Origin of the sequence: Salinibacterium sp. PAMC 21357, assembly GCF_000247645.1 — a bacterium.
In the GTDB taxonomy this organism is placed as follows: domain Bacteria; phylum Actinomycetota; class Actinomycetes; order Actinomycetales; family Microbacteriaceae; genus Rhodoglobus.
This window is the reverse complement of sequence record NZ_AHWA01000002.1, coordinates 472,258-490,217: the sequence shown is the minus strand read 5'-3', so window position 1 is coordinate 490,217 and position 17,960 is coordinate 472,258. Positions and strand designations below refer to the sequence as shown.

Annotated in this window: 17 protein-coding genes, 2 tRNA genes and 1 pseudogene; 14 read left to right on the top strand and 6 right to left on the bottom strand. The window is 59.5% G+C overall.

The window, feature by feature from the left end:
• From ON14_RS02345 to ON14_RS02315, 7 genes are all read left to right on the top strand, one after another.
• The gene (locus ON14_RS02345) at nt 1-822 is read left to right on the top strand and encodes an ABC transporter ATP-binding protein (protein ID WP_202800886.1); all 822 of its coding nucleotides are present in this window, start codon (nt 1-3) and stop codon (nt 820-822) included.
• A 19-nt stretch (nt 823-841) separates the two neighbouring features.
• Entirely contained in the window at nt 842-1,849 is a 1,008-nt protein-coding gene (locus ON14_RS02340) for a lactonase family protein (protein WP_202800885.1), read from the top strand.
• A 51-nt stretch (nt 1,850-1,900) separates the two neighbouring features.
• Nucleotides 1,901-1,973: transfer RNA gene (locus ON14_RS02335), tRNA-Asn, on the top strand.
• A gap of 194 nt (nt 1,974-2,167) precedes the next feature.
• Nucleotides 2,168-3,400, top strand: coding sequence for a sensor histidine kinase (locus ON14_RS02330; protein ID WP_010202845.1), 1,233 nt, complete (start codon nt 2,168-2,170; stop codon nt 3,398-3,400).
• Nucleotides 3,397-4,062 (top strand): response regulator transcription factor, encoded by a 666-nt coding sequence (locus tag ON14_RS02325; RefSeq protein ID WP_010202842.1) that lies wholly within the window; start codon nt 3,397-3,399, stop codon nt 4,060-4,062. The genes ON14_RS02330 and ON14_RS02325 overlap by 4 nt, the downstream gene beginning before the upstream one ends.
• On the top strand, nt 4,059-4,802 hold the full coding sequence (locus ON14_RS02320; RefSeq protein WP_010202840.1) for an AzlC family ABC transporter permease: 744 nt from the start codon (nt 4,059-4,061) through the stop codon (nt 4,800-4,802). Before ON14_RS02325 ends, ON14_RS02320 begins: the two co-directional genes overlap by 4 nt.
• Nucleotides 4,799-5,104, top strand: a complete 306-nt coding sequence (locus ON14_RS02315) for an AzlD domain-containing protein (protein WP_010202838.1) — start codon at nt 4,799-4,801, stop codon at nt 5,102-5,104. Before ON14_RS02320 ends, ON14_RS02315 begins: the two co-directional genes overlap by 4 nt.
• Before the next feature lie 41 nt (nt 5,105-5,145).
• Here the strand turns inward: ON14_RS02315 and def are convergent, their stop codons facing one another.
• Nucleotides 5,146-5,709, bottom strand: coding sequence for a peptide deformylase (def, locus tag ON14_RS02310; protein WP_026037482.1), 564 nt, complete (start codon nt 5,707-5,709; stop codon nt 5,146-5,148).
• Between the two features lie 40 nt (nt 5,710-5,749).
• On the opposite strand from def, the gene ON14_RS02305 reads away from it, so the two are divergent.
• Nucleotides 5,750-6,691 (top strand): DMT family transporter, encoded by a 942-nt coding sequence (locus ON14_RS02305; RefSeq protein ID WP_010202833.1) that lies wholly within the window; start codon nt 5,750-5,752, stop codon nt 6,689-6,691.
• 129 nt (nt 6,692-6,820) lie between these two features.
• On the top strand, nt 6,821-8,065 hold the full coding sequence (locus ON14_RS02300; protein ID WP_010202830.1) for a glycosyltransferase: 1,245 nt from the start codon (nt 6,821-6,823) through the stop codon (nt 8,063-8,065).
• A gap of 49 nt (nt 8,066-8,114) precedes the next feature.
• On the opposite strand, the pseudogene ON14_RS15355 reads toward ON14_RS02300, so the two are convergent.
• Nucleotides 8,115-8,656: pseudogene (locus ON14_RS15355) on the bottom strand (Dps family protein).
• 176 nt (nt 8,657-8,832) lie between these two features.
• On the opposite strand from ON14_RS15355, the gene ON14_RS02295 reads away from it, so the two are divergent.
• A tRNA-Ile gene (locus tag ON14_RS02295) sits at nt 8,833-8,906 on the top strand.
• A gap of 24 nt (nt 8,907-8,930) precedes the next feature.
• On the opposite strand, the gene ON14_RS02290 is transcribed toward ON14_RS02295, so the two are convergent.
• From ON14_RS02290 to ON14_RS02280, 3 genes are all read right to left on the bottom strand, one after another.
• Nucleotides 8,931-9,608 carry a haloacid dehalogenase type II gene (locus ON14_RS02290; protein ID WP_050992978.1) on the bottom strand — a complete coding sequence of 226 codons (678 nt, stop codon included), beginning with the start codon at nt 9,606-9,608 and terminating at the stop codon, nt 8,931-8,933.
• Nucleotides 9,609-9,670: 62 nt separating this feature from the next.
• A complete protein-coding gene (locus tag ON14_RS02285) occupies nt 9,671-10,348 on the bottom strand; it encodes a Pr6Pr family membrane protein (protein ID WP_010202824.1) in 678 nt (225 codons plus the stop codon).
• 446 nt (nt 10,349-10,794) lie between these two features.
• Complete coding sequence (locus ON14_RS02280) at nt 10,795-10,983, bottom strand: PLDc N-terminal domain-containing protein (protein ID WP_010202822.1); 189 nt, start codon at nt 10,981-10,983, stop codon at nt 10,795-10,797.
• A gap of 34 nt (nt 10,984-11,017) precedes the next feature.
• On the opposite strand from ON14_RS02280, the gene ON14_RS02275 reads away from it, so the two are divergent.
• Together ON14_RS02275 and ON14_RS02270 are read left to right on the top strand one after the other, a co-directional pair.
• Complete coding sequence (locus ON14_RS02275; RefSeq protein ID WP_010202820.1) at nt 11,018-12,376, top strand: CoA transferase; 1,359 nt, start codon at nt 11,018-11,020, stop codon at nt 12,374-12,376.
• Nucleotides 12,377-12,430: 54 nt separating this feature from the next.
• The gene (locus ON14_RS02270) at nt 12,431-13,258 is read left to right on the top strand and encodes a DUF1684 domain-containing protein (protein ID WP_010202818.1); all 828 of its coding nucleotides are present in this window, start codon (nt 12,431-12,433) and stop codon (nt 13,256-13,258) included.
• 52 nt (nt 13,259-13,310) lie between these two features.
• Here ON14_RS02270 and ON14_RS02265 read toward each other — a convergent pair whose 3' ends face one another.
• Nucleotides 13,311-14,780 carry a helix-turn-helix domain-containing protein gene (locus ON14_RS02265; RefSeq protein ID WP_010202816.1) on the bottom strand — a complete coding sequence of 490 codons (1,470 nt, stop codon included), beginning with the start codon at nt 14,778-14,780 and terminating at the stop codon, nt 13,311-13,313.
• Between the two features lie 131 nt (nt 14,781-14,911).
• Here ON14_RS02265 and aceA point away from each other — a divergent pair, with 131 nt between their 5' ends.
• Both aceA and aceB read left to right on the top strand, forming a co-directional pair.
• Complete coding sequence (aceA, locus tag ON14_RS02260; protein WP_026037479.1) at nt 14,912-16,213, top strand: isocitrate lyase; 1,302 nt, start codon at nt 14,912-14,914, stop codon at nt 16,211-16,213.
• An 87-nt stretch (nt 16,214-16,300) separates the two neighbouring features.
• The gene (gene aceB, locus ON14_RS02255) at nt 16,301-17,920 is read left to right on the top strand and encodes a malate synthase A (protein ID WP_050992977.1); all 1,620 of its coding nucleotides are present in this window, start codon (nt 16,301-16,303) and stop codon (nt 17,918-17,920) included.
• The last annotated feature ends 40 nt before the right edge of the window (nt 17,921-17,960 follow it).

Below are 17,960 nucleotides of genomic sequence, written 5' to 3'. Positions count from 1 at the left end.
GTGACTTCCACTCAGCCAACCGTGCGCGCCCGTGACCTGTCACTGCGCTATCCGTCGCGCAACCCTGAAACACGTTCGGTTGCCGTCAATGGGCTGAGTTTCGAGATTGCCGCTGGCGAAGTTCTCACTGTCGTTGGCGAGAGTGGCTCAGGAAAGAGCACTCTCGCCAAGGCTGTGGCGCTGCAGGCCGCTACTGGCGACTATGGCTCGCCGCTATTCAGCGGCGGCGAATTGAGTGTCATGGGCACCCAGCTGAGATCAGTGTCTCGGCGCAAACGTGACCGCCTCAGCCTCAAGGTCGGCTATTTGCCTCAGGATGCCGGTAACCACCTGAATGGCCGGCTCACCGTCGGTGAGAATATTGCCGAACCCATTTTTGTTCGTGATCGTCGCTTCAACCAACGTCACGCCGCTGAGGCCGTGGCGACGCTCATTGATACCGTACGGCTTCCGCTGTCAGTAATGAACCGGTACCCCTACGAACTCAGCAAAGGTCAACGTCAACGCGTGGCGATTGCTCGATCCATGATTCTCGAACCACAGTTGTTGGTCGCCGATGACCCGACCGCGGGTATCGATGTGAATGTGCGAGCCGCCATTCTTGATCTCATTGTTGATCTTCAACGAGACCGTGCGTTCTCGGCGCTGCTCGTTACCGCTGACCTCGCCGCCGTGAGCCGCATCTCGACCAATATCGCGGTGATGCATCGCGGAATTTTGGTGGGTATCGGTGAGCTCGACGAGGTTTTGTCTGACCCGTGGCATCCCTATGTGCGGGGTCTTGCCCATTCACTCGTGGAGATCAAAAGTGACCAGCATTAGTGCGAAAGAAAATTTTGATGTGACAACCAGCCCCGAATCGGTTTGGCTCGTCGGAGGATTCGGCGCCGATATGGAGTGCGAATCCGAAGGAATTTCGGTCATGCGCAGCCGAGCAGACGGGTCGCTTGAGTTCTCTCACCTGGCAGCTGACGTTGCTTCGGCGTCCTTTCTGGTGGTCGATGGCGACCACGTGTTTGCGACGCTCGAAGGCTCCGGTGAGGTCGCGATGTTTGACCGTGACGGTGAGACTCTCAGCAACCCGAACACGACATCCAGTGGTGGCCAGTATCCGTGCCATTTGACGGTGAATGGCGGGGTTGTCATTGCGGCGAACTATGGAACCGGCACGCTGGGAGTCATTGCGCGCTCAGCTGACTTGACCTCGATCGAGCACCAGAACACCGCTGTAACGGCTGGTGGGGGCCCGAGGCCTCAGCAAGAGGGCCCGCATGCCCACTCGTCACTGTTCGTCGACGATCGCACCGTGTTCACGCTAGATCTTGGCGCTGACCGCATCCGCATCTTTAGTTTCAGCGATGGTTCACTGAGTCAAGTAGATGAGGTTGTGCTGCCCCAAGGATTCGGTCCGCGTGACATTGTGGCTCGCCCCGGCAATCTGTTCTACGTCCTGGGCGAACTGGGGCTCGGTTTTCTCGTGTTCGAGTGGAAAGACCGCCAATTGCAGAAGCTCTGCGCCATTGCACTTCCGGGCGCGGTCGAGGGCGACCAAGCATCCGCGATCGCCATCGCTGCCGATGGTCGCCATGCCTACGTCGGCGTGCGCCGAAGCAACCTTATTGCCGTGTTGACCATTGCCGAAGATGGCCGCAGCGTTGCCCCGCTCACTGCAGTTTCTTGTGAAGGCGATTGGCCGCGTCACATTGTGCTGCATGACGATGTTTTGCACGTCAGCAACCAGTTTTCGCATTCTGTCGCCAGTTTTCGCATTGATCCCAACGGGATTCCTAAGCTCATTGCCCCGCCAACCCGGGTTCTTTCGCCGACATACCTCGCCCGAATCGCCTGATGGTTTTTGAACTACTGAATCGTTTGCTAAAGTAGTTCCGATGCACAGCGATCCTCGATAGCTCAATTGGCAGAGCAATCGGCTGTTAACCGGTAGGTTCTTGGTTCGAGTCCAAGTCGAGGAGCTTATGAGTCCCGGTCACTAACGTGACCGGGACTTTGTGCATTCTGGTGGGGTGTTATTTGCCGCTGCGTTTTCGCGGTTGTGGCCCGGCAGCCAGAGGCCAGACGCGGTGGCTGTCTGCTACTCCCCGGGGAGTAGCGCAGTGTGCGCCACAAAGCCGATGTGTAGGCGGTGAGCGGCAACTAGCATCAAGGCATGCGCGCATCCGACCGTTCCCCTCGCACTCCCAGCGCCATGGTCGACGCGATGATGAAGGGTCACGGCTTCGGTTATCCGCGCACTCGGCGGTCGACACGGCTGCGACTGTGGCTACCGGTAACCATTTCATTGTTCTTGCAGGTGTCGATCACCGGCATTGGTGTCGTGCGCGCCGATAACTTTGGCGCCTCGAGTATTGCCCTCATTCTGCTCTCGATCATCGGACCAATTCTTTTGATTTGGGCGCGGCGCTATCCCGGGCCGATCGTTGCCGTCATTTCGGTGGCCGCCGCAACTGACTTCTTGCTCGGGTACACCGAGATTTCTCCGCCCTATCTGGCCTTGGCTTTTGCGATCGTGATTGCGATCTCTCGTGGTGCGCGAACGTGGACGTGGATTTCGCTCATTGTGGTGTGGGAGGCGACACTGTTGGCGGCGCTCTTGGTCGGCATCGAGCTCGAACCGCCGCGAATCGTGGTGACAACGCTGGGGCTTCTGCTCGTTCTGGGGTTTGCCGAATCGAATCGGCGCCGCGGCGAACATTTCGTGCAGTTTCAGCAAGCGTTCGCCGACCGTCGCGAGGCTGAGTTGCGCGCCGAGCGGGTGCGTATTGCGCGAGAGTTGCACGATGTATTGGCACATTCGCTCAGCCAGATCAATGTGCAGGCTGGCGTTGGGCTGCATCTCATGAACAAGCAGCCAGAGCAGGCGGAGGCCGCGCTGACAAACATCAAGCGATCGAGTAAGGATGCTCTGGATGAGGTGCGGTCGCTACTCGGAATGCTGCGTACCGAGAGCACCGGCGACGACGTTGATGGCGCTGCGGTTCCTCCCATCCCGGAGCCGGACCTTTCGCGACTCAACAGCCTGGTCGAGTCGGTGCGGTCTCAAGGGTTAGACGTGCAGCTCGACTGCGAAGTTTCTTCAGAGACTCCGACGGCAGTGCAATTGGCGCTCTATCGGATCGTTCAAGAGTCTTTGACGAATATCGTGCGCCATGCCAACGCCAGCCGCATCGACGTCAGCGTCGGTTACGACGGGGGCGACTATCTCGTTACTATTGCCGACAACGGTCAAGGAATCGATGACTCTGTTGAGAACGAGGGGCGAGGGTTGCTAGGCATGCGCGAACGCGCCGATCTTTTGGGCGGCACCCTCCTGATTGGTGCATCGATGACGGGCGGCGGGCTCGTGACGGCGCGTATTCCGCGTCGACTGGCATCCGCATGATTCGGGTTGTTGTCGCTGACGATCAGCAGCTGATCCGCGCGGGATTCCGCAGCTTGCTCGATGCTGAAGATGACATTGAGGTGGTCGGTGAGGCGGCTACGGGCACCGATGTGATTGATGTGGTGCGTCGTGAGCGCCCCGATGTGGTGCTGATGGACATTCGGATGCCGGATGGTGATGGCCTGTGGGCGACCGAACAGATTGCGACGTTTCCCGAGCTCGCGGCTACCCGCATTGTGGTGGTGACGACTTTCGAGGTCGATGAGTATGTTGCTCGCGCGATTAGAGCGGGAGCGAGTGGTTTTTTGGTGAAGGACACGGAGCCGGTGGAATTGATTCGCGCGGTACGCGTCGTTGCCGCGGGTGATGCGCTGTTGAGTCCTGGCGTCACTAAGCGGTTGCTGGCCCGGTTTGCTGGCGGTTCAGCCGTGGCGATTGATGACAGCGTTCTCAGCGCCATTACGACGCGCGAGCGCGAAGTTCTCTCTCTTGTCGGCCAGGGTCTAACCAACGCCGAGATCGGCGCGAAGCTGTTTCTGAGTCCGCTCACGGCTAAGACACACGTGTCGCGGATCATGGCGAAGCTGATGGCTCGGGATCGTGTGCAGCTGGTTGTGATTGCGTATGAGACTGGTCTCGTGACTTCTGGGCGATCGGTGTGACGGCAACGAAACGCACTCGATCGCCTGACATCACCGCGGCTATTCGATCGAGCTTCGCCGTCGGCCTCGCGGTTGCCGCGTACGGCATCTCTTTTGGCGCCTTGGCGGTAGCTGCCGGGCTGGATGTGTGGCAAACGTGTGTGCTGAGCCTGCTGATGTTTTCTGGTGGTTCTCAATTTGCTCTGGTCGGAGTATTGGCGACGGGTGGTGCTTCTGCCGGCGGCGCGGCTATTGCCAGCGCAGTGCTCTTGGGTACTCGCAATTCTCTGTATGCGTTGCGGGTCGCGCCGATGATTGGACCTGGCGTGCTGAAACGGCTTCTCGCGGGGCATTGGACGATTGATGAGACCACCGCGGTCTCCACGGCACAGCCGACGCTTGCGAGCCAGCGTGCGGGCTTCTGGTGGACGGGCGTCATCATCTACGTCGGCTGGAACCTGACAACGCTGCTCGGCGCGCTGATTGGCGATCAGTTGGGCGACGTGAGCCAGTACGGGCTTGACGCTGCGGCTGCTGCCGCGTTCCTTGGTCTTTTGTGGCCGCGGCTAAAGCAATTACAACCTGTCGTCGTCGCTGTCGGCGCTGCGGTTGTCGCTGCAGTGCTGATGCCCATCCTTCCCGCCGGGGTTCCCGTTCTTGCGGCTGCCCTCGTTGCCGTGGTTGTTGGCCTCACAAATGTGTTCGGTACGCGCGAGAGCGACATCGCCGAAGCCGAACCTGATCCGATGGGGGAGCGATGACTGTCTGGCACATTGTTCTGCTCGCCTCAATCGCGGTGCTTGCTCTGAAGCTTGTTGGATTCGCAGTGCCTGCCGCGTGGGCAGAAAAACCTACCGCAACGCGACTTGCGAATCTGCTCACAGTTGCGCTGCTCTCTGCCCTCGTTGTTGTGCAGACTTTTGGCTCGTCGCGAGGATTCGAGGTGGATGCTCGACTGCCCGCTGTGGCGGTGGCTGCAGTGCTCTTCGCCCTGCGCGTGCCGTTCATCCTCGTGATCATCGCGGCGGCTCTCGTCGCTGCAACGATCCGCGCGTTCACCTAACGTGAGCGGTTGCTTGGCGACAGGGGCGGCGGCCCACGTGGCTAGGCGTCGAGTTGTTCCTCAGTGGGAAGCCACGAGTTGCCGGGCTGGCCCCAACCCTGCTTGCGGATCGCCTTCGCTGCTGCTTTGGCATCTGGTTTGCGCAGACGGTCGGCGTAGAGCACGCCATCGAGGTGGTCGTATTCGTGCTGAAAAATGCGGGCAAGCCAACCGGATGCTTCGATCTCGAATGGCTGCTGGTCGAGGTCGACGGCGCGCAAGATGACGCGATCGGCGCGCACCAGCCCGAATCGTTCGCCAGGGATCGACAGGCAGCCCTCTTCATCGTCTTCTCCGGGGTCAGCGAGGGGCGTTGGGCTGTGCCAGAGTTCGGGATTGATGGCGACTCCGCGCCAGTGGGTATCGTCTTCGTCGGTCCAGTCGTAGACGAAAATGCGCTGCGAGATACCGACCTGGGGGGCTGCGAGTCCGACCCCTGGTGCTTCTTCCATGGTCTCGAACATGTCGTCGACGAGAGTGGTGAGGGAGCTGTCGAAAGCCGTTACCGGATTCGCAGGAGTGTGGAGCACCGGGTCGCCGGTGATAATGATGGGAAGAACGGCCATGCACCCAGAATATCCCGGTTGAACCGAGTACATTTGACGAGTGCCGCCGGACATTCTTGACCTCACCGATCAGATAAGCCTGACCCCGCTGCAAGCGGTGGGAATTCCGCTAGCGCTCATTGGTGCCGTGTTGTTGTCACTCGGTGCGCAGTTTCAACATCGTGGCGTTGCCCGGATGGAGAAATTTTACGGCGGAGAAGCGAGTTCTGGTCTAGATTTCGGCCAGCTCAAAGCGCTTTTGGCTCGTCCTTCTTGGGTGATCGGCACGTCATTTCTGGGGCTTGCGATTGTTTTTCAGTTGTCGAGCTTGGCAATCGCGCCGATCATGGTCGTTCAACCATTGGGTGCGGTGGCGTTGGTGATGACGGCGATCATGAATTCCCGCCTCACCAAAGTTCGCCTCGATGCCCGGTCGGTCCGTGCAATTGTGATGTGCGTCGGCGGGGTTGGCGTTTTTGTTGCACTGGCGGCAGTGTTCGCGAAATCTACCCGGATCACGCAGCATGAATTGTCGACGGTGCTGATCATTTTGGTCATCGTCTTAGCGCTCTGGATCGTGCTCTTTGCGGTTTTTCGCAAGAACGCCTCGCCCGTGTTCTACATTCTGGGTGCGGGAATGTTGTTTGGTTTTGTCGCGACGCTCGCCAAGGTCGTGATTGATCGAATCAAGACCATCGTGATTTCGGGTTCCGGCTTTGAGAGCACCGACCTGCTCACCGTGCTTTGTATTGTCGGCCTCATTGCGGCATCGCTTCTTGGTTCTTATTTCGTGCAGACGGCGTATGCGTCTGGTCCGCCAGATCTGGTGGTTGCCGGGCTTACGGTTGTCGATCCGCTGGTCGCGGTTTCGGTTGGCATTATCGTGTTGGGGGAAGCCTCGAACGCCCCGCTGTGGGCCGTTATCGCGTTCGTGATCACCGGTGCGGTCGCCATTTTTGGTGTCTTCTCGCTGTCAAAACATCATCCGCAATTGAAGGCGTAGCTTTTCGGATGCTCGGCAGAGCAGCCCGCGTTGTCGAGTGCTGTGGGGTACGTTATTAGGTGCCGTTGACCTGACCGGGTCGTAAACGAGTTTGCTCGTCGCACAAAACTTTTAAGGAACTCTTCGACTGTGAATTCCGCTGGGAAACGTTCGCCCCACGAGGGCAAACCGCGACTTCGCATCCTGATTGGTGCAGACACTTTCTGGCCCCAAATTAATGGTGCCGCCACGTTCATCGCGCGTTTATCGGCCGGCCTGGCCGAGCGTGGACACGATGTGCACATCGCAGCCCCGTCGTACACCAACAAGAAACTCGGTCAAATGATCGAGGTTCATGAGGGTCAGAAGCTGACTCTCCACCGAATCTATTCGTGGCGCTGGCCCGGTCACCCCTGGTTGCGATTCATGCTGCCGTGGCGGATAAAACGCAATTCGGCAACAATTCTTGATCGCGTCAAGCCCGACGTCATCCACTTTCAGTCACACATTGTGATCGGTCGGGGAATGACAATCGAAGGCACCAAGCGAGGAATTCGCCTCGTCGGCACCAACCACTTCATGCCCGAGAACTTGCTAGATCACGCGTTCTTCATTCCGAAATTTCTTCGCCGGAGGGCAATTCGGATGGGGTGGGCTGCGGCGGGACGTTCCTTCGCACGCTCCGCGAGAGTGACAACGCCCACGCGCCGCGCGGCGGAGTATCTAGAAGAGAACACGCAGATCCGCAACGTGATTGCGGTCTCCTGTGGAATCGATGCAGATGGCTACAACGGAAACCTCGACCCCAAACCCGAAAACCTGGTCGTATTTTTGGGGCGACTGGCTGACGAGAAACAGATTGACAAACTCATTCGGGCAGTGGCGATCATGGATCCCGCGCTCAACACACAGCTAGAGATTGTGGGTGGGGGAGAGCTGGAAGGAAAACTGCGGGCCCTCGCTGCATCCTTGGGCCTCGCGGATCGCGTAACGCTCACTGGTTTCGTCGAGCAGGATCAGTTGCGTGACGCCCTGCAGCGTGGTTCCGTGTTCGCGATGCCGTCGACCGCTGAGCTGCAGAGTATTTCTACGATGGAAGCGATGGCCTCGGGCCTGCCGGTGGTCGCGGCTAACGCTATGGCGTTGCCACATCTCGTTCATGATGGCGAAAACGGGTATCTGTTCGACCCCACGAGCATCGAAGACCTTGCCGAAAAGTTGACCCGCGTTTTGACTCTGCCCGCGGCGGAACTTCTCGCGATGAAGAAGGCGAGTCTCGCCATCGTGGCGGCTCACGACATTCAACGCACCCTCGACACGTTCGAGAGCTTGTACCGCGGCGAAGAGGTCACAGACCCCGTAGCGTTCGGAAAAGCAAGCGAGAGCGCCTCCTAGGGAGACGCTCTCGGGGTAGCCACAGTTTTCGTTGAGGCAGACGTGGAACCTACTTCTTGGCGGGGGTACGGTTCTCCGCCGAAACCATCCAGGCATACTGCTCGAGAGTCTCGATGATGGCGTGAAGCAGATCTGCGCTCGTGGGGTCTTCTTCATCGATGGGGTCGTGAACCTCACGAATGGTCGCGACCGTGCCCTCAAGACGTTCAGGAGTAGATCAATCGTGTCTGTGGTGCTGATCTCGCCAGCGGGAAACTCCGGCAGGGTCGTGGTGGCAGCTACTGTGTCGCTGCGGCCGTCTGGGGTCGCATGAAGGGCACGCATCCGTTCGGCGATGGTGTCGCTGAATCCTCGAGCAGCCTCGATGATTTCGTCGAGCACTAGGTGGGTGTCGCGAAAGTTCTTGCCGACAACATTCCAGTGGGCTTGTTTTCCCTGAAGTTGAAGCTCTAGAAGGTCGACGAGCACTAGCTGCATCTTGTCTGCGAGCCCTTTAGAGGCGGTGAACCCCTTTTCGGCGTTCTGACGGCGGGTTTTGCGAGCCCCAGATTTGGCGGGAGTCGTGTTCTGCGCTTTCTGTGAATCAGTCATGCGGCAAACGTACGAGCGCTTTTTGAGAGCTAGCTCAATGTTGTTCGAGAGTCTGCCGAGTGTTAGCTGCCATGCCCGGCTGCACTGTGCGACGCGCATAAGTCGTTGGACGAGGTGGCACCTCAAGCGCCCAGTTTGCCGGTAACGTAGATACGCGTTCGCACTCGTGCGGACACGGGGCGGTAGCTCAGCTGGTTAGAGCAAACGACTCATAATCGTTCGGTCATGGGTTCAAGTCCCATCCGCCCTACTCATTCCCTCACTCCGAGCGGCGCTAGTGCCGCTGAACGAGTTGAGAATCGATCGCGCCGATACTCGTCACCGAGAATGTCGGAGGATGGAAATGCTCGGGGTAGGCAGCCGCTGCTCGGTTCACCCAGATGGTGGACAGCCCCGCCTCAGTAGCACCGTGAATATCCCACGGATGAACGGCCACGAGGTAGGCGATCCCCCCGGTGTTGGTGCGTTCCACGGCGTCTAGGTACGCGGTGCGGCCGGGTTTCCAAGGTGTATGGCCCTCCACTGAAAGCATGCCCGTCAGCAGGCCAGAGAGTTCCGCGGTCGCGAATAGTCGCTCGGCGGTTGTCGTGGGTCCGTTGGAGAGTGTGAACAGGCGGTGCCCTGCCGCATGGAGAGAACGGATGCCGGGGGCCACGTCGTCGTGAAGCGGCATGCTTGAGAAGGCGGCCAGTATCGCATCCACTGACTCGTCGAGTGATGCTGTGAGCGAGCGCCCACGAAGAGTGTCGCGCGCGTTTGTCTGAGCAATGTCGAGGAAGTGCGCTGTGCCATTGGTGGCCGTGAGCGCGAATCCATCGCGCAGCACACTGGCAAACCAGGCCGAAGCCACTTCGCGCCCAGCACCGATTTTATCGAACGCATCAGCGACCGGACTCAGGTCTGACAGTGTCTCGTTGACGTCGAAAAAGATCGTCACAGCAGTGCTACTCATTGCGGCTCAGCTTTCCGCCCTGGCAGATTCCCCGAAGTGGGCCAGGGCCAGTGCTCCTGTTGCTACGGTACGCGCAACACTGAGCGCTTGCTCGAAATCCAAAATACGAGGGAGCCGAACGCGAGCATCACGACGACAATAAGCCCGACGTAGAAGAAGACGCTGCCGTATCCGGTGTCAGGGTGCAAGAACGGGTAGGGAACCCAACCATCGGTTGCGCCGCGTACGAGCACGGCGACAACCCAGACGATGGGGTAGATGAGCACGATCCAGAGGCGATTGAAGCCGATGCGGGCGCGGTCGGAGAACAGAATCCAGTCAGCAAGTGCGTAAATCGGAGTGACGATGTGTAGGGCAGTGTTGGCCCATTCAACCGGAACACCGCCGGCTGCGCCGAGTGGGGCGAGCAGAGTCGCATAAACGACTCCAACGATGATGATGTAGGTCGTTACCGAGCCTCGAGCAATGTTGAGGGCGGCTGACGCGGTTTCGCCTCGAAGCGACACGACGGCGATGACCACGTAGACGATGGCCAGGATGATGTTCGACTGAATCGTGAAGTACCCGAACATGTTGAACGGATTGATCGTCGTGCGCCCAGCGGCCTCGGCCACTGTGGCAACAACAGCTCCGGCAACGATTGCGGCAACCGCTAAACGCAGAATGGCGACGAGTGCCGTGCCGTTGCGGTCGGCGGGTGCTCCGTCGTTTCGGATGGCTGGCTTCGTTGCGTTAGTCATAGTTCCCCTCGAACCAAAAACGTGCGGTCACGCTGACTATATCGACAAGCGCACCCAGACGCGCGAAGAGACCGAGGAGGCCGGATTCTTGACCCCGCGCAAGCGCATCGCTCAGTAGCGAACGCCCTCACAATTGAGCTCGGTTGCCGACATTCATGCGGTAGACGAAGTCAATTTTTTTAGGGGACCAGGGTAAATAAAAAAGCCGGTCAGAGGGGAAGTGCTTTCCGCTGAGGAATGGGCTATGGTCATGGTGAGCACGCCAACTGACACAGGGGAAGCGGAGTAATCATGGCTGGAAAATCGCCTCGCGGCAACACTAAAAAAGAAGCCAAGCTGTCGATCAAAGACAAACGGGCACAGAAGCGGGAAAAACTCGAAGAGACGGGCTTCTTAAAGCCCCGAAAGGGCCACTAGAGGCCGATGAGGCCCACTAGTTCACGCTGTTAGTTGCGCACCTTGCCGCGACCGAGAAGGAACCAGAGAATGGGTCCAACGATCGGCAAGAGCAACGCCACCAAGAACCACAAGAACTTACCAATCGCACCATGATTGGTGCTCTTGATAATGGACACGGCCGCAATGATAAAGATGACGAAGCCAACGAAGCTGAAGCTAATGCTGATGGGATCCATGGTCTAAATCTTAGCGGCGTGGCACTATCAAGTTATGAGCTTGCTGGATACCGCGTGGCAATCCCTTGGGGAAGATGCTGCAGCCCTCGCCTTGGTGCGCGACAACGGCACCCTGGTGCCACTTTCTGGCACGCTGCCGTCGGGGCGGTTCGTTCACGATGCGATTGCGGCAGCCTCATTCTCGGCCTCGTTGCTTGCCGCGCGCCGCGTTGGATGCGCCGTGCCGTCCGTGGAACTCGGCGCGGCAAAAGTTGCGACCGCGGTAACGAGCGACAAACATTTTCGCCTCGATGGGGCACCGATTGCGGCATGGGCAGAGCTCTCGGGTTTCTGGCCCTGCCGCGACGGGTGGGTACGTATTCACGCCAATTACCCGCATCACCGGTCGGCGCTCCTGAGCGCCTTCCAGTTGGCCGATGACACCAGCGCCGACGATTTCATGCTGGCCGTGCATCCGATGCTCGCTGCCGACGTGGAGAGCAAAATGGTCGCGGCCGGGGGAGTCGCAACCGTAGTTCGCACACCAGAACAGTGGGCCGAGCATCCGCAAGCTCAAGCCTTGGCTGATCTGCCGGTCATTACGATGAGTTCGCTGGGAAACACCGAGACCGCACAATTCGATACGACGACCATCGACGCCCCGCTTGCCGGTGTGCGCGTGCTCGATCTCACCCGCGTGATTGCCGGGCCAGTTGCGAGCCGAACGCTTGCCCTTTGGGGAGCAGACGTTGTGCGCATCGATAACCCACGACTGCCCGAAATTGGCTGGCAGCATCTCGATACAGGAGCCGGCAAGCGTTCGGCACTGCTCGACCTCGATGACGCCAACGACCGAGCGACCTTCGAGAAACTGCTCGCGACTGCGGATGTCGTACTCACGGCCTACCGCCCGGGAGCCTTAGATAAGTTCGGTCTTTCGCCCGCAGCTCTCGCCGAGCGACGCCCGGGAATTATCGTTGGCCGCCTCAGCGCGTGGGGAACAGTCGGCCCGTTGGCCGAACGCCGTGGCTTCGACAGTATTGTGCAGGCGGCGACCGGCATTGCGATGGTCGAGGGCGATGGCTCTGGAGCACCAGGGGTACTCCCTGCTCAAGCTCTCGATCATGCGGCCGGCTATCTGCTGGCGGCGGGGATCACGACGGCAGTGCGGCGACGAATCGATGCCGGTCATTCATGGCTGGTTGAGGTGTCGTTGGCGCGCTTGGCGACGGAGTTGTTGCGGGAGCGGCGTCCGCGGCATGCGCCAGCGGCCTCCGCCGGTTTTGCGCCGACCGTCATGACTCGTAACGGTGTGACGAGTGCGGTGGCTGCGGCTCACTACGATGGTGGGCCAAGCAATTTTCTTGCCCCTGCTGTGGAGTGGGGTTCGAGTAAGCCGGAATGGCTTTCCTGAAATAATCCCGTGTCGGCGGTGGTTGGCATGATGGACTTCGACAAGGATGGATTTATGACTGACACTGCTGCTCCCACGCTCACTCCCGAAGCTAAGCTCGCGAACTTTCGCGAACGTCGCGACCTGGCGGTCGTGCAGCAGAATGGCAATCTCGCGCTGACCAATACCCAGTGGGTCGATTCTGAGCAGACCATTTGGGGTGTGCCGGGCACGTGGGCGCCTCACGAGAACGGTCTCACGGTCACGGCGACGGCAGAAGACAACATTGTCGTCGACGGCACAATTGTTGAGGGCAGTGCTGTTGTCCGCAGCAAGAGCGATGAAAACCCGAGCGCGATTGTGTTCGGCGAGACGGTGACCGGGTTCGTCATCAAGGCGCCAGAAGGAAATCATGCACTGCGCGTGTGGGACACCAATTCTCCTGCGATTCAAGAATTCGGCACCATCGATGCTTACGCCTACAACCCTGACTGGGTGATTACGGCCGCGTTTACGCCAAACCCCGAGGGCACAACACTCGGTTTCGAACACCTCAAAGACAATGGCCAAGAGCGTGAGCAGCCCATTCCTGGCGACATCACTTTCACGAAAGACGGCGTTGACTACAGCCTCGCGGCATTCAAATCGGGCCGTGCACTTCAGCTCGTTTTTGCCGACGCTACCAGCGGTGTTGATACCTACAGCGTCGGTCGCTTCCTGTTCGTAGCGCCCAATCCCGATGGCACAATCATTCTCGACTTCAACCTCGCGATCCTGCCACCGTGCGCTTTCAGCTACAACTTCAACTGCCCGATGCCGCCCAAGCAGAACCGCTTCTCGGTCGCGATTGAGGCTGGCGAAAAGAACGTGCTGAAGAAAGATGGTTCACTGCTTCACGAGTAGCAATTAGCTCGAAGCGCACCTTGGCAGAACGCGAGCTAGCGCCGAGCTCTGGCTAGCTCGTGGGCGAGTGCGACTCCAAAAACTCGAACACCTCTGTCGTGTCCACGCCGGGATACATTCCGGTGGGCATTGCGGCGAGCAGAGAACTATTGAGCCGCGCGCTCGGGAGCGAATGTTGCGCCCAGCGCTGCGAAAGATTCTCTGGGGCACTGCGGCAGCATCCGTCATCGGGACAGGTTGAGACTGCCCGGTTGGTGGTGTCGCGGCCGCGGAACCACTTTGCGGAAGCAAAGGGGGTGCCGAGGCTAACGGAGAAGTCGCCGCGACGACCCGACTGGATGCGCGACGTGCACCAGTAGGTTCCGCCCGGCTTATCGGTGTACTGGTGGTACGGGCTGAAGCGGTCCTCGACATCGAAAACCTTGCGGGCACTCCAATTGCGGCAAACAATCTGCCCCTCAATCGCGCCAAGAGCATCGGTGGGAAAGGCTGCGTTGTCATTCTCGTAGGCCTTAGAAATTGTGCCGCCCTCGTGCACCTTGAGAAAGTGCACGGGTACCCCCAAGTGTTCGGTCGCGAGATTCGTGAATCGGTGCGCCGCGGTTTCGTAGGGCACCGCGAAGGCATCCCGCAGGTCTTCGACCGAAAGCTCGCGCTGTGCCTTGGCTGCCGTCAAAAATTCGACCGCGGTTTTCTCCGGAACCATTAGCGCGGCGGCCAAATAGTTGGTCTCGACCCGCTGGTGCAAGAACTCGGCATAGTTCGCCGGCTCGCGAATGCCCAACACATGCCCGGCAAGCGCCTGCAGCAATGTTGATCTCGGGTCGGTGCTCTCGGCCTGCGCTACGGGCAGATAGATGCGGCCATTGCGCAGATCCGTCACGCTGCGAGTGGAGGCGGGCAGGTCGGGCACGTAGTGCAACGAAAACCCGAGATGCGAAGCAAGGTCAGAGGCCACCCGTTGGGAGAGCGGACCACCGGCGTGGCCCACAGCATCCAAGAGATCACGAGCAGTCGTTTCAAGTTCGGCGAAATAGTTGTTGCGTTTGCGCATCATGCGGCGAAGTTCTGTATTGGCACGGCGGGCTTCTTCTGGAGTGGCCGCGCGCTCGGTGTGGAGGCGCTGCAATTCGTTGTGCAGCCCGAGCACCGTCTCAATCGCCTCATCGCTTAGCGATTTACGCACAGGCAATTCTGGCAATGCGAGCGAGTTGTAGAGCGGACCGCGCTGAGCACGCTCGAGAGCAATCTCCAGTGCAGCGCGACGTGATGGCGGTTCGCTGTCGAGGAGATCGTCAACGCTCACGTCGAAGATGCGCGCCAGTTTCTGCAGCTCGCTGAGTTTCAGTTCGCGCTTTCCGTTCTCGATAACGGAGACCTGAGAGGCGGCACGGCCCAGCGACGCTCCAAGGTCATCGAGGGTGAGTCCGCGGTCGGTGCGCAGCTGGCGGATACGGCGGCCAATGGTGAGGGAATCGAGCATGTCCTCATCGTCTGCCTGCCTATGCGTGCGTGGGGTCATCTCGGCGCCCTCCTTGGCTGTCTTCTGCTGAAAAACAGAAGAATTGCAAGAATTCTGCCCTAAAAGTCGGTTAAGAACCAGTGCAACGCGTCCAGAGTCGAAGAAAGGAACCACCGACCGAGGAGCACACCATGACGAACAACCGCCCAGGCGACCAGATGCAAACCGCAACAGAGCTCGAAACCGAGTGGAAGACGGATGCACGCTGGAACGGTATCGACCGCGATTTCAGCGCCGAAGACGTCATCGCTCTCCGCGGAAGTGTTCGGGAAGATCGCACCCTCGCGCGTCGAGGAGCCGAAAACCTCTGGAACCTTATTCAGCGCGACGACACCGAATGGGTCGCCGCCCTCGGAGCGCTCACCGGCAACCAAGCCGTTCAACAGGTTCGCGCCGGGCTCGAAGCGATCTACCTCAGCGGCTGGCAGGTTGCCGCCGACGCCAACCTCTCGGGTCAGACCTACCCCGACCAGAGCCTGTACCCGGCGAACAGCGTTCCTGCCGTCGTGCGCCGGATCAACAACGCGCTGATGCGTGCCGACCAGATTGAAACCGCCGAGTTCGGTGCCCCCGCTACCGACTGGATGGCACCGATTGTTGCGGATGCTGAGGCCGGCTTCGGCGGGCCGCTGAATGCCTACGAGCTCATGTCATCCATGATCGAAGCCGGAGCGGCCGGCGTGCACTGGGAAGACCAGCTCGCCTCAGAAAAGAAGTGCGGCCACATGGGCGGCAAGGTGCTCATCCCAACGGCTCAGCACGTTCGCACGCTCAACGCGGCGCGCCTCGCCGCCGACGTTGCCGGTGTTTCGAGCATCATTATTGCTCGCACAGACTCGCTTGCTGCCGACCTCATCACCAACGATGTGGATGACCGCGACAAGCCTTTTCTTACCGGAGAGCGTACGAGCGACGGTTTCTATCGCACCACCCCCGGCATCGAAACGGTGCTCAGCCGCGGCCACGCTTACGCTCCCTACGCGGACCTGCTCTGGGTGGAAAGTTCGAAGCCTGACCTTGAGCTGGCGCGAACGTTTGCGGAGAGCATCCACAAGGAATTCCCGGGCAAAAAACTTGCGTACAACTGCTCGCCATCGTTCAACTGGAAGCGTCACCTCGATGATGCCCAAATTGCGACGTTCCAGCGTGAGCTTGCCGCCATGGGGTACGCGTTCCAGTTCATCACCCTCGCCGGTTTCCATGCCCTCAACCACTCGATGTACACCCTCGCAAAGGGCTACAGCGAGCGCCACATGAGCGCGTATGTGGAACTGCAGGAGGCAGAGTTCGCGTCAGAAGCAGACGGTTACACGGCAACGCGCCACCAGCGCGAAGTCGGAACGGGGTACTTCGATCGCATTGCGACCGCTCTCAACCCCACGAGCGAAACGCTCGCACTGGTCGGAAGCACTGAAACCGCCCAATTTCACTAAATCAGCGCTGCCAGTGCCTGCAGCGGCACGATGCCGGCACTGGCACCCACACACCTGCACGTCTCAAAATCTTTCTAAGGACTCATCATGACCACGCACAGAATGGAACCCATCGCTGAATCGCACGAACGATTCAACGAAATCCTCACACCAGAAGCCCTGCACTTTTTGACTCGACTGCACGACCAGTTTGCGGGGCGTCGCCACGATCGTCTCGCAGCCCGTATGGAGTCACGTAAGCACATCACTAACGGCCGCAATCTGCGCTTTCTGCCGGAGACGGCAGCAATTCGTGAAGACACCAGCTGGCGCGTTGCTGGGGCCGGCCCCGGCTTGCATGATCGCCGCGTCGAAATCACAGGGCCCACTGACCGCAAGATGACGGTTAATGCCATGAACTCGGGTGCCAAAGTGTGGCTGGCCGATCAAGAAGATGCCACCAGCCCCACTTGGCAGAACGTCATCGGGGGCCAGACCAATCTCTATGACGCGATTCGCCGTCAGATCGACTTCACGAGCCCCGAGGGCAAGACCTACGCGTTGGGTGAGGAGACTCCCACGATCGTGATGCGCCCTCGTGGTTGGCACTTGGTAGAAAAGCACCTGCGATACACGGATCGTGCTGGGCAACGCACGCCGGCATCCGGTTCACTCGTCGACTTTGGGCTATACATATTCCATAATGCGCACGAACTAATTGAGCGTGGCAGCGGTCCTTACTTTTACATCGCCAAAATCGAGAACCACCTCGAAGCGAGACTGTGGGATGACGTTTTCACTTTTGCCGAGAACGCCCTCAGCATTCCCCACGGCACGATTCGCGCCACGGTACTCATCGAGACTATTCCGGCCGCTTTCGAGATGGATGAAATCCTGTACGAACTGCGTGAACATTGCGCTGGCCTGAACGCGGGTCGCTGGGATTACATTTTCTCGATCATCAAGAACTTCCGTGGCCGCGGTGCCAGTTTCGTGCTTCCTGACCGCTCGGCGATCACCATGACGGTGCCCTTCATGAGGGCCTATACCGAGTTGCTGGTCTCGACCTGCCACAAGCGGGGAGCACATGCCATTGGTGGCATGAGTGCGTTCATTCCCAATCGTCGTGACCCCGAAGTGACGGCTCGAGCCCTGGATGCCGTGACTCGCGACAAGCGCCGCGAAGCCACTGACGGCTTCGATGGCACCTGGGTCGCGCATCCTGATCTCATCGAGACCGCCCGTGCGGAGTTCGACGCTGTACTGGGGGAGCGCCCCAACCAGGTCGACCGCTTGCGCGACGATGTCCACGTGACAGCGGAGGACCTGCTCGACTTGCGCATTGATGGCGCGGTAACGGATGCGGGAGTGCGTTCAAACGTGTCCATTGCGTTGCGCTACATCGAGAGTTGGTTGCGCGGGGTCGGAGCCGCCGCCATCGATAACCTCATGGAAGATGCAGCAACCGCCGAGATCAGCCGCAGTCAATTGTGGCAATGGATGCACCAAGGCGTTGTCACTGCAGAGGGCACTGCCATCACCCATCGCAGCATTGAGGAAGAACTCGCTCACGTGTTTGGAACCATCGAACGCACTCCAGGCGATCGCTTCGACGAGGCCGCAGCGGTGTTCCGCGAAGTAACGCTGCAGGAAGAGTTCCCCACCTTCCTTACGCTGAGCGCTTACAGCAGCTACCTCGTAGAACAGCCCCGCGAGAACGCCGCCTGACACGTCCATGGGCTAGCCAACTACTTGAGTGCACTCCGAC

Excerpts from the sequence above, each read along its gene's own strand:
- ON14_RS02325 (WP_010202842.1), top strand. The coding sequence starts at position 3,397 with ATGATTCGGGTTGTTGTCGCTGACGATCAGCAGCTGATCCGCGCGGGA.
- def (WP_026037482.1), bottom strand. The coding sequence starts at position 5,709 with ATGGCCGTTCTTCCCATCATTATCACCGGCGACCCGGTGCTCCACACT.
- ON14_RS02285 (WP_010202824.1), bottom strand. The coding sequence starts at position 10,348 with ATGACTAACGCAACGAAGCCAGCCATCCGAAACGACGGAGCACCCGCC.
- ON14_RS02315 (WP_010202838.1), top strand. The coding sequence starts at position 4,799 with ATGACTGTCTGGCACATTGTTCTGCTCGCCTCAATCGCGGTGCTTGCT.
- ON14_RS02265 (WP_010202816.1), bottom strand. The coding sequence starts at position 14,780 with ATGACCCCACGCACGCATAGGCAGGCAGACGATGAGGACATGCTCGAT.
- ON14_RS02275 (WP_010202820.1), top strand. The coding sequence starts at position 11,018 with ATGAGCTTGCTGGATACCGCGTGGCAATCCCTTGGGGAAGATGCTGCA.
- aceA (WP_026037479.1), top strand. The coding sequence starts at position 14,912 with ATGACGAACAACCGCCCAGGCGACCAGATGCAAACCGCAACAGAGCTC.
- ON14_RS02290 (WP_050992978.1), bottom strand. The coding sequence starts at position 9,608 with ATGAGTAGCACTGCTGTGACGATCTTTTTCGACGTCAACGAGACACTG.
- ON14_RS02330 (WP_010202845.1), top strand. The coding sequence starts at position 2,168 with ATGCGCGCATCCGACCGTTCCCCTCGCACTCCCAGCGCCATGGTCGAC.
- ON14_RS02280 (WP_010202822.1), bottom strand. The coding sequence starts at position 10,983 with ATGGATCCCATCAGCATTAGCTTCAGCTTCGTTGGCTTCGTCATCTTT.
- aceB (WP_050992977.1), top strand. The coding sequence starts at position 16,301 with ATGACCACGCACAGAATGGAACCCATCGCTGAATCGCACGAACGATTC.
- ON14_RS02270 (WP_010202818.1), top strand. The coding sequence starts at position 12,431 with ATGACTGACACTGCTGCTCCCACGCTCACTCCCGAAGCTAAGCTCGCG.